Below are 13,604 nucleotides of genomic sequence, written 5' to 3'. Positions count from 1 at the left end.
TCTATGCGTTCCCTGACTCTCTGTGCCCTGATGCTCGCCTCCGCCGCGTTCGCGCAGTCTTCCACCCCGGCTACGCCGACCCCGGCCCGCCCCGCCGCCGCGCCCACCTTCGTTCCCGTGCCGTACCTCAGCACCCAGCCCGTCCGCTCCTTCAAGGAGCCCGGCTGGGTGATCGATCCCGCCAAGACCTACCGGGCCGTGCTGAAGACGAATAAGGGCGACGTGACGGTCGAGTTTTACGCCCGGCAGGCACCCAAGGCGGTGAACAACTTCGTGTTTCTGGCGCTGAATCACTTCTACGACGGAACGCGCTTTCACCGGGTCATCGAGGGCTTCATGGCGCAGGGGGGCGATCCCCTCAGCGCGGACACGGCGCAGCGGGAAAAGTGGGGCACGGGCGGGCCCGGCTACGGCTTCTTCCTGGAACTCGACGAGGGGCTGAACTTCAACTCGGCGGGGGTGCTGGCGATGGCCCGCTCGCAGAGTCCGTTTTCTCAGGGAAGCCAATTTTTCATCACACTCGATGCCGCCGATTTCTTGAATGGACAGTACACCGTGTTCGGCAAGGTCGTGGCCGGGCAGGACGTGCTGGCGAAGCTCACGCGGACGGCGCGGAGTGGGCAGGGCGGGGAGACGCCCATCAATGGGGCCCAGCCCGACACCCTCCAGAGCGTGCAGATTCTCGTCTCGCGGTAAAGGGCGAGGGGGACCCGGCGGCGGTCCCCGTTCCTCCTCTACACTCCCTCCATGCCCCGTCTGTCCCGCCTGGTCCTCCCCCTCGCCGCTCTGGCTGCCGCCGTCTGGTACGTGCGCGGCGTGCGCCGTTACCGCGACCCCATCCGCATCCCACCGCAGGACGCGGGCGCGGTTCTCAGCCCCGCCGACGGGCTGGTGTGCTTCGTGCGCTGCATCGAGGGCGGGGAAGTGCGGGTGGAGACGCTGGCCGCCCCTCTGAGGGCGCGTGACCTGATCGGCGCGGACGTGCGGGAGGGCTGGCTCGTAGGCCTGGTCAACGGGCCGCTCGACGTGCACTTCGCCTACGCCCCGGTGAGCGGCACGGCCAGGGGGTCCCAGCACCTCGGGAGCCGCCTGAATCTGCCGGTCGGGGGCCCCGGGCTCCTGCTGGGCCGCCCCGCCGACCTCCTCGGCACGCGCGGCGCGGTCGAGAACGAACGCCACGTCACCACCCTCACCACCGAGAAGGGCGACGTGAGCGTGACTCTGGTCGCGGGAAGGGGAGGCCTGAACGCCACCACCTACGTCCGCCCGGGAGACGAGACGCGCGCCGGGCACAAGCTCGCCTTTCTGGAGGAGGGCGGTCTCATCCTGTTGACGCTGCCCGGGCACGCCGCCCCCCAGGTCAGCGTGGGCGACCGGGTGACGGGGGCGGAGACGGTGGTGGCGCGAATTTAAGCGGCTTCTTCGACCGGAAGGCCATCCAAAAACTCGTCGACACCCGACGGCGGCGCCCTTCCTGGGACGGTCAGCGCGCGGTCAGGAACACGAGGTCCAGGGAAGGCGGCTGGTGCCCGAGCAGGCGGATCATCTGCACGATCTGGGCCGTGTGGCGCACCTCATGCTGCATGACGTGCCAGATCACCTCGTCCGCCGAGATGGTCTCCGTGCGGTCCTCCGAGACCTTGATCCTGCGGTTGGAGGCGACGACCTCCATCAACTCGGGCCACCTCCGGAGCGTGTCCGACTCCACCGCCTCCCAGTAGGCGAGCAGCGACTCCAGCGGTTCTTTTTCGTGGTGCCAGTATTCGTCGGCCGAGGTGGGCTCAGCGCCCAGCGTTTCCAGGTGCACGGTCTCCAGCACGAGCGGCTGGCCGAGCAGATCCAGGCGAAACCAGCCGTCTTCCACCACGGGAATGTGAGCCACCAGGTCCTTGACGCAGCGGGCCCCGTCCGTCGGAAGGACGGCCCGCGCGAGGGCGTCTTCCGGCAGGGCGCGCAGGGTCGTCCAGAGTCGGCGGCGGGCCTGCGTCAGATAGCGGTAGAACGCCTCGGCATCCATGCCCCGAGCATAGTGCCGGTCCCGTCAGATCGTGTCGTGATTTCGGGACGGTGCAGGGTCGTCTCCCGTCACCTCGGCTCCACGGCCGAGCGCCCCGGAGACTCAGCGGACCAACGCCACTACCAGCGTCACGACGAGGGCGGCGAGCCCCATGCCGATGCTGCTCGCGGCGCCGGTCTGCTCGCCCTCCTCGCGGGCGCGGGCGGTCCCGATTCCGTGGGCGACGCTGCCGATGGCGACTCCCCGGGCGAGGGGGTGGTGCACGCCCAGCCGCGTCAGGGCAGGGGGGAGCACGAGCGCGCCGAGGAGCCCCGAGAGCACGGCCAGCGTCGCCGCGAGGGCCGGGGGCGCCCCGGTGAGGTGGGCGAGTTGCAGGGCGACCGGGCTGGTGGCGGTCGCGGTGATCAGCGAACGCTTGGCCTCCACGCCCAGGCCGAGGAGGCGGGGGAGCAGCGTGTCGGCCCCCACCCCGACCAGCGTGCCCGCCGCCCCCCCCAGCGCCAGCGCCCGCCACTCCCGCGCGAGCAGCGCCCGCAGCCGGTACAGCGGCACGGCGAGCGCCACCACCGCCGGGCCCAGCAGGAAGGAGACGGGCCGAACCTCCGTCTGATAGACGTGGTACGGCGTCCCCGACACGAGCAGCACCGCCGCCACGACCACCGTGGCGATCAGGGTGGGATTGACGAGGGCACTCCGCGTCCTGACCTGCGCGACCACGCCGAGCGCGAAGGCGAGGAGAGTGAGGGCGACCCAGGTCATGTGCCCCCCTGGGAACCCCGCTGACGGCTGACCGCTGACGGCCGAAAGCTCCTCCTCATCCCCGCACCAGCCGAGACGCCACCGCGCCCGCCACCCCCGCCCCCAGCAGCAGCCCGGCGAGCATCACGAGGAGCCAGAGCGCCCACTCCGCACCTCTGGAGAGATACTCGACCACACCCACGGTGGCGGGCACGAACAAGAGCCCCAGGGTGGCGAGCAGGCCGTCGGCGGCGTCCTCGATCCAGTGCAGCCGCACCACTCCCAGGGACAGGGCCGCCCACAGGAGCACCATGCCGACCACCGAGCCCGGCAGCGGCAGCCGCAGGGCGGAGACGAGGGCGGTGCCGAGCGCCGCGAACCCCACGAGCACGCCCAGCCCCAGCACGAAGCGCACCGGAACGGGCAGGCTCCGGGTGACGGACGTGCTCACGCCCCCGCCGTCAGCCGGGCGAGCATCCCCCGCACGACCTGCTTGGCGTGGCGGGCGACGAGCGGCATGAAGCTGCGGTAGTCCACCTGCGCGTCATGGTCGGCGGTGTCGCTCACCGAGCGGATGACCACGAAGGGCACGCCCGCCTTGGCGCACACCTGGGCGACGGCGGCCCCCTCCATCTCCGCGCAGGCTGCCCCGAAGAGGTCGTGCAGCCTCTGCGCTCCCTCACGCGAGGCGACGAACTGGTCGCCGCTCGCCACCCGGCCCTCCAGGACGCGCACGCCCTTCACCTCGCCCGCCGCTGCGAGCGCCAGGGCCCGCAGCCGCTCGTCGGCGGGCCAGGCGGGGGGCTCGCCGGGCACGGTGCCGGGCTCGTACCCCAGCGCGGTCACGTCCACGTCGTGCTGCACGAGGTCGGTGCTCACCACGATGTCCCCCACGCGCAGGCCCGGCTGCACACCGCCCGCCACACCCGTGAAGATCACCCGGGTGGCGCCCGCCGTGAGAAGGTGCGTGGTCGTCATCGCGGCGTTCACCTTGCCGATCCCGCCGCGCGTGAGGAGCACGGGCACCCCGTCCAGCACGCCCCGGTGCAGGGTCACGCCGGGCCGCGTCAGGTCCTCGCGCTCCCGCAACTCCGCGAGCAGCAATTCGATCTCCTCGTCCATCGCGCCTATGATCGCCAGCATTGCGGCCCAGTCTACGGCGCCCATGACCTGAGTCATGGCGGTCGGTCTCCCTGCCCCGGCATCCTGTCGTCATGACCCACGTGATCGTCAGCCCCTGCATCGGCGTCAAGGACCAGGCCTGCACGGAAGTGTGCCCGGTCGAGTGTATCTACGACGGCGGCGACCAGTTCCTGATCCACCCCGACGAGTGCATCGACTGCGGCGCCTGCGTCCCCGCCTGTCCCGTCAGCGCCATCTTCCCCGAGGAGGACGTGCCCGCCGAGGAAACCGAGTTCATCGTCAAGAACCGCGCCTTCTTCGGCCTGTGAGCGTCCTCGCCGCCCTGAACGTGCTCCTCGTCGGCGTGTGGGTGGGGATGTACCTCTTCACCACCTTCGTCGTGAGCCCTGCCTTCAAGGAGCTGTTTCCAGACGAGGCAATCCGCAGCGCCCACCGTCGCCTCGTAGGTCGTCACTATGCCCGGGTGAACGGCCCGCTGACGGGTCTGCTGCTGCTCGTCGTGCTCGGGCTAGGCTTGAAGCAGGGCTTCACCGCGCCGCTGGTGCTCGAACTCGCGGTGCTCCTCCTCATCGGCGCCCTCGTCGCCCTGCATGTCCGGCGGGGCACCGGCTCCCTGCATCACCCACCTCACCCTGACGGCCAGCGTCCTGCTCTGCGGGCTGGCCGTGGCGGCGCACCCATGAGCCTGGCCTTCCCATCCCCCCCGTACGCCCGCCTCGGTGACGAGCAGTTGCGGCGGTTGCTGTGGATCTTCTATGCGAGGGCAACACAGGACGAATTGCTCGGCCCCGTCTTTACCCGGCAGGTCGGTCCCTTTCCGCGCGGGGGGTGGCCCGTCCACATCGCCCGGCTGGAGGGCTTCTGGCGGGCGGTCCTGGGTAGGCCGAGCGCCTACCGGGGGCAACCGGGCCCGGCGCACGCGGACCTGGGGCTGGGCGCGACGAACTCGACCCCCCGAGGTCGGGGCGCTGCTAGCCCTCGCCGGGCGGATGTGGGTGAACCTGGAACGGCACGCCCGGGGCGCCGGGGAGGGCATGTGAACCGCGCCCAGCCCCCGCAGGTTCTCGCGGCGACGCCGGGGGGCCGCAGCCTCCTCTTCCACCTGAACGCAGGCGAGGGAGTGCCCCGCCACGGGCACCCGGGGGCACGGGTGGTGATCGCCGTCCTGAGCGGCGAGCTGCACGTCACCCACGATGGGAAACAGCCCCTCGCCCTGGAGGCCGCCGGGCCTGACACGCGGGTGCTGGTTACGCTGCTGGGCGGGGCGTAGGGGCGGATGTTGGAGAAAAGGGTCCCGCCCTCCTTCCCGGCCCCCGGCGTGGCAGCATCTGGGGACGTGACCTCTCCCGCCGAACGACTGCTCGGGCAGGCGCCCATCTTCCGGGGCGCCGACCCCGCCGATCTGGAACCGCTGGCGGCGCTGGCGTCCTTCCAGTTGTTCGCGCGGGGAGAGCACCTGTTCCGGGCGGGGGACCCGGTGGACACGATGTACGTGGTGAGCGCAGGCAGCGTGCGCGTGTACCGCCTGGCCCGGGGGGGCACCCGCGAACTGACCCTGCACGTCGAGGGGCCCCGGCAGGTCGTGGCGGGGGTGGCGGCCTTCGAGGCGCAGGCACGGTACCCGGCGAGCGCGGTGGCCCTCGCCACCCCGACCGAGGTGCTGGCCCTGCCCGTGGGAGTGGTGCGCGAGCGGGTCCTGGGCACGCCCGCCCTCGCCGGGGCAGTCATCGGGTATTTCGCCCGGCGGCAGGCCGAACTCCTCGCGCGGGTGGAACGGCTCGTCTTCAGCGAACTCGGCGAACGGCTCGCCGCCTACCTGCTGGAGCACGCGGGTGAGCCCCACGCCCTGCCCACCAACAGCGAACTCGCCGCCCTGCTCGGCACGGTGCCCGAACTCGTCAGCCGCAAGCTCGGGGAGTTCTACCGCCTGAACCTCATTGTGCTGGAGAGGCGCACCGTGCGGGTGGTGGACGCCGCCGAACTCGCCCGCCTCGCGGGAGGGCCCGGAGCCTGAGCGGGCGGCGTATCCTCCCCCCATGACCGACGCGCAGTCCACCGAACTGATGCCCGATGCCTCCGTCGCCGACCCCTACGGCTCCCTTGATCCCGCCACCCTGCGTCATGTGGACAGCCTGAAGTGGACCGTCTACGGCGAAGGGATCATTCCGTTGTGGGTCGCCGACATGGACTACCCGGTCGCGCCCCCCATCGTGGCCGCCCTCCAGGATCGCCTGGGGCGCGGGCTGGGCTACCACCAGCTTCTCGGCGATCCCACCCTGGGCGGGCAACTGCGGGACCACCTCGCCACCCAGGGGCTGACGGACCTCCCCGCCGAGGGCATTTCCTTCCTGCCGGGCGTGGTGCCGGGCATCTACGCCGCCGTCAAGGCGCTCACCGAGCCGGGCGAGCCCGTCGTCACCATGACGCCCGTGTATCACCCCTTCCACCTCAGCATCACCGACCAGGGCAGGCGGGTGGCCGCCGCGCCGCTGCGGGAGGGGGAGAGGCGCTGGGAGATCGACTGGGAGGCGCTGGAGGCCGCGACCGAGGGCAGCAGGCTCCTCCTGCTCTGCCACCCCCACAACCCCACCGGGCGGGTGTGGGACGAAGGAGAACTCGCCCGGCTGCGCGACCTCGTGCTCGCCCGCGACCTGTGGGTGATGTCGGACGAGTTGCACGCCGATCTGCGGTACACGGGCAGGGCGTTCGAGGCTTTCGCCGCCGATCCCCAGGTGCGGGCGAAGACGATCACCCTCACCGGGCCCTGCAAGGCGTACAACACGGCGGGCCTGGGCATCGGGGCGATGGTGGGCCACGACCCCGAGCTGGTGCAGCGAGTCAAGAAGGCCGCCGGGGGTCTGATGGGTCACCCCAGCGCCCTGAGCGTGACGATGTGGCAGGCGGCCCTGCGGGAGGGCGGCCCCTGGCTGGAGGGCATGGTCGCTTACCTGCGGGGGAACCGTGACGTGCTCCAGGCATTTGTCGAGACACAACTCCCTTGGGTCCGGTCCTTCCCCGTCGAGGCGACCTATCTCGCCTGGCTCGACCTGCGGTCCCATCCGCGAGCCGGTGACATTCAGAAGTTCCTGCTGGAGGAGGCCAGGATCGCCGTCCACGATGGCCCGGTCTTTGCGCCGGAAGAACTCAAGCCCCAGTACCAGGGCTTCATCCGCGTCAACTTCGCCACCAGCCGCGCCCTCTTGATCGAGGCGCTGGAGCGGATGGCGGAGGCGCTGGGGCGGGAGGAGGTGGTTCAGAGCTAGTGGGGAGACCCCTCGGAGGGCAGATGGGTTCCTCGTTTCTCGTTTTCTGGCTTAGCCAGACCGTTTCAGTACTTGGGTCTGGCATGACCAAGTTCGCCATCGGCATCCTGCTCTACCAGAAAACAGGCCAGGTCTCGGCGCTGGCCCTGTCCATCCTCTTTGGCTACCTGCCCAGCCTCTTCGTCGGCCCGTTCGCCGGGGTCATCGTGGACCGTTACAACCGCCGCCTGATCCTGCTGATCACCGGCTTCGCTCAGGCCGTGATCGGCGTGGCCTTGCTCGCGGCTGTCACACAGGCGGCCCTGCCCACGGTCACGATCTTCGCCCTGCTGGCCCTGCAAAGCGCCGTCGGCACCTTCCAACCCCTCACCGAACTCGCCAGCGTCGGCCAGATGGTCCCCAAGGAGGCGCTCGCGCGGGCCAACAGTCTGTTGTCGATGAACGAGGACATCAGCCAGGTCTTCGCGCCGATCCTCGGCGGGTTCCTGGTGGCCGCCGTGGGCATCCAGACCGTGCTGCTGTTCGATGTGTTCTCCTTCCTCGTCGCCTGCGCGGCGCTCCTGTTCATCCGCATCCCAAATCACGAGCGGGCCGAAGTTTTGCGCTCGCCGGGCTTGAGCCTGGCCGGGTACATGGCCGACTTCCGCCAAAGCCTCGGCTATCTGCGGTCTCAGCCGAAGCTCTTGCAGCTCCTGTTGATCATGGCCTTGCTCAACTTCTCCTTCACCATCACGCTGCCGCTCGTTTCGCCGCTGGTCTTGGAACGAACTGGGAACGACACGGTGGCGCTGGGGCTCGTCACCGCTTGCTCGGGGATTGGGGCGATCCTGGGCGGCGTCTTGGTGATCGCGCTGCTCAAGCGGAAGCTGAGTATTCGTCAGGTCTTCCTATTGAATGGATTCGAGGCCGTGCTGGTACAGATCAGCTTTGGGCTGGCGCGCGTGCCGGTGCTCTGGGGCGCGTTCCGCTTCCTGCCTGGGCTGACCAGTCCTTTCGCCAACGCCTCCTATCAGGTCTTCTGGCAGACAGCGGTGCCGCAGGCATTACAAGGCCGGGTGTTCGCGGTGCGCCGCATGCTGGCCGTCTCGCTCACCCCGCTGGCGCTGGTCTTAAGCGGCGTCCTGTCGGACCTGATTACGGACTTTCTCGTCGGCCAGGGTGTGAACGCCTCCGAGGCCCGCCTCCAGTCCTTCCAAAGCATGTTGGTCGGCTTCGGCGTCCTGTCAGTGGTGCTCTCCTTAGCTTTCGCGTGGGGACCCACCTTCAGTCAACTGCATGTTGACGACAAGCTCGACTCGCCAGCACATCCGACTCACGGGTTCTGAAGGTCTTCCACCCCCACCGCCGTCAATTCCCGCAGCCGCCCGATCAAGGGCCGCAGCCGCTCGCGCCGTAGCTTGAGGGCCGCGCGATTCACGACGAGGCGGGCGCTGGAGTGAAACAGCACCTCGACCTCCTCCAAGTTGTTCGCGCGCAGGGTGCTTCCCGTCTGCACGAGGTCCACCACAGCGTCGGCGAGCCCGGTCAGCGCGGCGAGTTCGATGTTGCCGCTGAGCCTCACGACCTCGGCGGAGATGCCGCGCGAGGTCAGGTAGGCGCGGGCCGAGCGCGGGTACTTAGTGGCGACTCGTGCGATGAGGCCCGTCGCCCCCACCTCGCGAATCAGGGACAGTCGGCACCCGGCGAAGCGCAGGTCCACGGGCTCGTAGATCGCCCGCCCCGACTCGACGAGCACGTCCTTCCCGACGATGCCCGCGTCCGCCACGCCGAGGTCCACGTACACGGGCACGTCCTGGTTGCGCAGTTCGAGCACCGTCACGCCGGGGAACTCGTGCCGCAGCGCCCGGGACCGCTCGGGGAGGGAGAGGGGCAGCCCGGCGCGGGAGAGCAGGGAGACGGCCTCCTCCAGAATCCGGCCCTTGGGCAGCGCGAGGGTGAGGTGGTCGGGACCGCGTTGGACGGCCGGAGTCACGCGGGCAACTCCTCGCTGATGGTCGTGCCCCGCGTCCAGCGGCGGATACCTCGGCGGGCGCAGTAGGCGAGGAGTTCCTCGCGGTCGTCCGTCCAGGCGAGTTCGGCCACGAGTCCGGCGGCTCTGGCCGTCTCCGCCCCGGCGGGGTCGAGGGCCAGCACGACCTCGGGTTCGGGGGGGAGCGTCGCCGCCGCCACCTCGGTCAGCCGCTCCAGGCCGATGGCGAAACCTGCCCCCGGCACCCCGGCGAGGTCGTAGCGCCCGCCCCCGAGCACGGGCTGGTTCAGCCCCTCGGCGTACGCGCGGAAGGTGATCCCGGTGTAGTACCCGTAGCGGCGGCTGGCCCCCAGGTCGAACAGCAGCCCCGGTTCGCACAGCGCGGCGACCGCTTCCAGGTGCCCCACGGCCGCCCGCGCCCGCTCGCCGCGTGCCAGCCCCGCCGCCTGACCCAAAACCTCGTGCCCGCCGTACAGGTCGGTGAGGGTGTGGAGGGTGCGTGTCACCTCCGCTCCCAGGCCGTGCTGCCGGGCCAGGAGGTCCACGTCCGCCCCGCTCTTGCGGTCGATGGCGCCGTGCAGGGCGTCGCGCGCCTCGCCGTGCAGGCCCGCGTCCTCCAGCACGGCGTCCACGAAGCCGGGGTAGGCAACCTCCATGACCGCCCGCACGCCGACCTCCTCCAGCGCCCGGGCGCTCAGCCGCAGCAACTCCGCGTCGGCCTGGGGCGTCTCCACCCCGACGAGTTCCACGCCGACCTGGTAGAACTCCCGCAGCCTGCCGAGTTCGCTCGTCAGGGTCCGCAGCCACAGCCGCCCGCCGTACTGGAGGCGCAGGGGAAAGGGCCCCTCCGGGAAGCGGGCGCGCACGAGCCGACCGATGGCGGTGGTGTATTCACTTCGCAGGGCCAGCACCTCGCCGCTCGCGTCGATCAGCTTGAAGGCCCGCGCGCTTTGCGGGTGCGCCTCCGAGGCGAACTCCAGGGCGGGCAACTCCACCCCCCGGTAGCCCCAGGCGGAGAAGACGCCGACGAGCCGCGAGCGCAGATGCTCCCGCCACGCCCACTCGGGCGGCAGGACATCCCGGGTGCCCTCGGGAATGGCACGGCTGACGGCGGGGGGGCGGGGGGGCGCGCTCACGGGGGGCATTAAAGCACCGGGGCGGGGGACGTGTGGCTGGGGGGAAGCGGTCAGCTATCAGCCCGAAGCCGTTGCCCCGGCTCTCGCTGCTGACGGCTGACCGCTCCCGGCTCCCCGCTATACTCCCCCCATGCGCCGCGCCGCCCTGCTCCTCCTCCCGTTCGCCGCGCTGCTGGGGGCGTGTAACCGCACGGCCGACACGTTCCAGCCGCGCATCGTGATCACCAGCCCGGAGGGGGGCGGGGTCAGCCGGGCGAGCAACTTCGTGGTGAAGGGGTACGTGCTCGACGACCAGGGCGTGAAGGAGCTGACGGTGGAGGGCCGCCGCGTCCCCCTCCAGGGAGGCACGCCGAAGCTCGCCAACTTCGTCTTCAAGACGCAGATTCAGGGCTCGCGCGGGGAGTACACGATCCGGGCGCGCGACGCGGCGGGCAACGAGAGCACCCTGCGCCTGCCTGTCAGCGTGGACGGCACGAACCCGGTGATCAAGGTCACCCGCTTCGAGCGCGAACGGAACTTCATCCGCGTGACGGGCGTCGCCACCGACGACAACCGCGTCGCGCAGGTTCTGGTGGACGGCAACCGCCTCAACGTCACGCCGGGGGCCCGCGTGGACTTCTACGCCGAGACGACGGGCATCTACGCCGACATCGAGGTCCGCGACGCGGCGGGCAACGTCACCAGGCTGCGCGCCCGGCAGTAACGAGGCCGCCCCGACTTCCGGCACAGTCCCGCCCCGGCCCCCCGGCTAGCCTGGGCCGTGCCCCGCGTTCCCGCTCCCCCACCCGGGTCCTCCCTCACCCTGACTGCGACGGTCCCCACCCCGAGGGTCCGCGCCCCCCGCCCTACCCCCAGCCAGGAGGTGCCGGCGCCGCCCCACCTCCCCGAGATCGCGCGGCGACTGGCCGAGACGTACCTGCCCACCCCGCCCCGCCCCAGGCTCAGCCCGGAGCCCCTGGACGGCTTGATCGAGACGATCCTGAGTCAGCAGAATGTCGGCGCGATCACCCGGCGGCAGTTCGAGGCGCTCAAGCTCGCTTACCCGAGTTGGGAGGCGGCGCTGGCGGACGGGCCGGACGGCATCGAGGCCGTGTTGCGCGCGGCAGGCGGCGGTCTGGCGCGGGTAAAGGCCGACTACATCTGGAACGTCCTGCACCGCCTGGAGGAGACGCGCGGCGCCCTCAGCCTGCGCGAGACCCGCGACCTGAGCGACGCGGACGCCCGCGCCCTGCTGGAGTCGCTGCCCGGCGTGGGGCCCAAGACGGCGAGCTGCGTCCTCCTCTTCGACCTCGCGCGGCCCGCGATGCCGGTGGACACCCACATCGACCGCATCGCCAAGCGGCTCGACCTGACGCCCTCCCGCTGGAGCGCCGTGAAGGTCGAACGCTGGTTCGACGAGGTGCTGCCGCGCGACTGGACGGCCCGCTACACCTTCCACGTCGCCACCATCCGCCACGGTCGCCAGACCTGCAAGGCCGGGCGCCCCCGCTGCGAGGGTTGCGTGCTGCGCGACCTGTGCCCGTCCTCGGCGATCTTCCTGAATGAGCGCGAGGCTTGAGGCGTTGCCGGAGGGGATGGGGAGGTGCGGCGAACACCCCGGAAAGTGGCGGGTGCATTGCCCAAGGTCATCGCCAACGCCGGTCGCCTCCGCCTCGTCCTGGGCCAGGAGGGGATCGGGATCGCTGCCGTCATCCCCCTCTGGACCGGACGCGGAAGAGGCGGAAGCCCGCGAGCCTCCGCCTCTGCGCTTTCTCGTGTCTCAACCCGCGTCCGGGTGGCGCTGCGTCTCGTGCAGGTCGACCGGCTTGCCCTTGCGGGCGCGCAGGTTGAGCAGTTCGACCATGATGGCGAAGCCCATGGCAAAGTACGTGTAGCCCTTGGGAATCTTGAAGCCGAAGCCGTCGGCGATCAGGTTGACGCCGATCAGGAGCAGGAAGGCGAGCGCCAGCATCTTGACGGTGGGGTGCGCCTGCACGAACTCGCCGATGGGGCGCGCGGCGACGAGCATGATGGCGACCGTCACGACGACCGCACTCACCATCACGCCGATGTCGTCCGCCATGCCGACCGCCGTGATCACCGAGTCGAGGCTGAAGACGATGTCGAGCACCATGATCTGCGCGATGATGCCCGCGAAGTTCGTCGCGCCCACGGCGCCCACGCCGGGGGTGTGCGCGCCGGGGCCCTCCAGTTGCTCGTGCATCTCCTTGACGGCCTTGTACAGCAAAAACAGCCCGCCGAAGATCAGGATCAGGTCGCGGCCCGAGAATCCCTTGCCGAAGACCTCGAACAGGTCGTCTTGCAGGCGGTAGATCCAGGCAATCGAGAACAGCAGCGCGAGCCGCATCAGCATCGCGCCGAGCAGGCCGATGGTGCGCGCCCGCTGGCGCTGCTCGGGCGGCAGCTTTCCCGCCAGGATGCTGATAAAGATGACGTTGTCGATGCCCAGGACGACTTCGAGCAGAAGCAGGGTGCCGAAAGCCAGCCAGGCCTCGGGCTGGGTGACCCAGCCGAACAGGGTTTCCATCAAAAGGTCTCCATAGGGGAGGGAGAGCGGGCCGCGTGGACGCGCTCGAGCGAACGGAAGACGAGGACAACCGGGAGACCCGGACGCGCCGACGGGGCACGCTACCCCCCATCGTCCGGGAGAAGTTGTGCACCGTTCCTAAGTGGCGGGTGAAGGGTCTTCACCTTCCACGTTCCCTGCTCCGGGCACGGCCCCCTGCCGCGCCGCCCCGTCCAGGTACACGCTCAGCAGCGCCCGCGCCGTTCCGTGCGGGTCGGCGGGCGGCGCCCCCGTCACCAGGGGGTAGAGCAGCGCGAGCAGCGCCCGGGTCAGCACGGCGGGGGGCAGGTCGGCGCGCAGTTCGCCCTGGGAGATCGCCCCCTCGATGAGGCGGGTCAGGCCGCCCATCCACACCCGGCGGTACTCGCCCTCGAAGGCCGCGCGGCGTTCGGGCGAGACGTGGCGCAGTTCGCCCGCCAGTTGCAGGCCCAATCTCTGCTCGGGGGCCGAAGCCAGCAGGTCGCCCACCAGCACCTCCAGTTGCGCGCGGATGCCGGGCTGCCCCTCGGCGTGGGCCACCAGCCGCGCGAGCCCGGCCAGGGTGCCGTTCAGCATCGCCAGGAACAGGGCCTCCTTGTCGGCGTAGTGGTGATACAACGCGGGCTTGGTCACGCCCACCGCCGCCGCCACCTCCCGCATGCTGACCCCGTGGTAGCCGCTCGCCACGAACAGCCGCGCCGCCTCGGTCAGGATGCGGGCGCGGGTGGTGTCGGGCGTCGGGGAGACCGTCGGGGAGGGCGGCAGGGTCACGCGGGCATGATAGCCCAGGTGG

General features: G+C 70.7%; 17 protein-coding genes. 9 read left to right on the top strand and 8 right to left on the bottom strand.

Annotated features, from left to right (window positions below; translation table 11 throughout):
- Positions 1-3 precede the first annotated feature (3 nt).
- Entirely contained in the window at positions 4-696 is a 693-nt protein-coding gene (locus DAETH_RS09760; protein ID WP_264774707.1) for a peptidylprolyl isomerase, read from the top strand.
- A 51-nt stretch (positions 697-747) separates the two neighbouring features.
- Entirely contained in the window at positions 748-1,413 is a 666-nt protein-coding gene (locus tag DAETH_RS09755; protein ID WP_264774706.1) for a phosphatidylserine decarboxylase, read from the top strand.
- A gap of 70 nt (positions 1,414-1,483) precedes the next feature.
- Here the strand turns inward: DAETH_RS09755 and DAETH_RS09750 are convergent, their stop codons facing one another.
- The 4 genes from DAETH_RS09750 to DAETH_RS09735 all read right to left on the bottom strand — a co-directional run bounded on the left by DAETH_RS09750 (position 1,484) and on the right by DAETH_RS09735 (position 3,898).
- Positions 1,484-2,017: a DinB family protein gene (locus DAETH_RS09750; protein WP_264774705.1), complete on the bottom strand. Its 534-nt coding sequence runs from the start codon at positions 2,015-2,017 to the stop codon at positions 1,484-1,486.
- Between the two features lie 102 nt (positions 2,018-2,119).
- Positions 2,120-2,776 (bottom strand): LrgB family protein, encoded by a 657-nt coding sequence (locus tag DAETH_RS09745; RefSeq protein WP_264774704.1) that lies wholly within the window; start codon positions 2,774-2,776, stop codon positions 2,120-2,122.
- A 55-nt stretch (positions 2,777-2,831) separates the two neighbouring features.
- Positions 2,832-3,206: a CidA/LrgA family protein gene (locus DAETH_RS09740; RefSeq protein ID WP_264774703.1), complete on the bottom strand. Its 375-nt coding sequence runs from the start codon at positions 3,204-3,206 to the stop codon at positions 2,832-2,834.
- Positions 3,203-3,898, bottom strand: coding sequence for a 5'-methylthioadenosine/adenosylhomocysteine nucleosidase (locus tag DAETH_RS09735; RefSeq protein WP_264777425.1), 696 nt, complete (start codon positions 3,896-3,898; stop codon positions 3,203-3,205). Before DAETH_RS09735 ends, DAETH_RS09740 begins: the two co-directional genes overlap by 4 nt.
- 71 nt (positions 3,899-3,969) lie before the next feature.
- On the opposite strand from DAETH_RS09735, the gene DAETH_RS09730 reads away from it, so the two are divergent.
- The 5 genes from DAETH_RS09730 (at position 3,970) to DAETH_RS09710 (ending at position 8,486) form a co-directional block, all read left to right on the top strand.
- Positions 3,970-4,206 (top strand): ferredoxin, encoded by a 237-nt coding sequence (locus DAETH_RS09730; RefSeq protein WP_264774702.1) that lies wholly within the window; start codon positions 3,970-3,972, stop codon positions 4,204-4,206.
- A complete protein-coding gene (locus tag DAETH_RS09725) occupies positions 4,203-5,168 on the top strand; it encodes a hypothetical protein (RefSeq protein WP_264774701.1) in 966 nt (321 codons plus the stop codon). The genes DAETH_RS09730 and DAETH_RS09725 overlap by 4 nt, the downstream gene beginning before the upstream one ends.
- Positions 5,169-5,234: 66 nt before the next feature.
- On the top strand, positions 5,235-5,912 hold the full coding sequence (locus tag DAETH_RS09720; RefSeq protein WP_264774700.1) for a Crp/Fnr family transcriptional regulator: 678 nt from the start codon (positions 5,235-5,237) through the stop codon (positions 5,910-5,912).
- Positions 5,913-5,934: 22 nt separating this feature from the next.
- Positions 5,935-7,161, top strand: a complete 1,227-nt coding sequence (locus tag DAETH_RS09715) for a MalY/PatB family protein (RefSeq protein WP_264774699.1) — start codon at positions 5,935-5,937, stop codon at positions 7,159-7,161.
- Positions 7,162-7,184: 23 nt separating this feature from the next.
- On the top strand, positions 7,185-8,486 hold the full coding sequence (locus DAETH_RS09710) for an MFS transporter (RefSeq protein WP_264774698.1): 1,302 nt from the start codon (positions 7,185-7,187) through the stop codon (positions 8,484-8,486).
- Here the strand turns inward: DAETH_RS09710 and hisG are convergent.
- Positions 8,474-9,133 (bottom strand): ATP phosphoribosyltransferase, encoded by a 660-nt coding sequence (gene hisG, locus DAETH_RS09705; RefSeq protein ID WP_264774697.1) that lies wholly within the window; start codon positions 9,131-9,133, stop codon positions 8,474-8,476. The genes DAETH_RS09710 and hisG overlap by 13 nt on opposite strands.
- On the bottom strand, positions 9,130-10,320 hold the full coding sequence (locus DAETH_RS09700) for an ATP phosphoribosyltransferase regulatory subunit (protein ID WP_264777424.1): 1,191 nt from the start codon (positions 10,318-10,320) through the stop codon (positions 9,130-9,132). Before DAETH_RS09700 ends, hisG begins: the two co-directional genes overlap by 4 nt.
- 76 nt (positions 10,321-10,396) lie before the next feature.
- Here DAETH_RS09700 and DAETH_RS09695 point away from each other — a divergent pair, with 76 nt between their 5' ends.
- Positions 10,397-10,969: a hypothetical protein gene (locus tag DAETH_RS09695; RefSeq protein ID WP_264774696.1), complete on the top strand. Its 573-nt coding sequence runs from the start codon at positions 10,397-10,399 to the stop codon at positions 10,967-10,969.
- A 57-nt stretch (positions 10,970-11,026) separates the two neighbouring features.
- Positions 11,027-11,824: an endonuclease III domain-containing protein gene (locus DAETH_RS09690; protein WP_264774695.1), complete on the top strand. Its 798-nt coding sequence runs from the start codon at positions 11,027-11,029 to the stop codon at positions 11,822-11,824.
- A gap of 201 nt (positions 11,825-12,025) precedes the next feature.
- Here DAETH_RS09690 and DAETH_RS09685 read toward each other — a convergent pair whose 3' ends face one another.
- Together DAETH_RS09685 and DAETH_RS09680 are read right to left on the bottom strand one after the other, a co-directional pair.
- On the bottom strand, positions 12,026-12,796 hold the full coding sequence (locus tag DAETH_RS09685) for a TerC family protein (RefSeq protein ID WP_319993710.1): 771 nt from the start codon (positions 12,794-12,796) through the stop codon (positions 12,026-12,028).
- 135 nt (positions 12,797-12,931) lie between these two features.
- Positions 12,932-13,582, bottom strand: a complete 651-nt coding sequence (locus DAETH_RS09680) for a TetR/AcrR family transcriptional regulator (protein WP_264774693.1) — start codon at positions 13,580-13,582, stop codon at positions 12,932-12,934.
- Between the last annotated feature and the right edge of the window lie 22 nt (positions 13,583-13,604).

The sequence above is a fragment of the Deinococcus aetherius genome (genome assembly GCF_025997855.1).
Taxonomy (GTDB): Bacteria; Deinococcota; Deinococci; order Deinococcales; family Deinococcaceae; genus Deinococcus; species Deinococcus aetherius.
The sequence above is the reverse complement of the archived record's forward strand: the minus strand, read 5'-3'. Positions and strand labels throughout refer to the sequence as shown.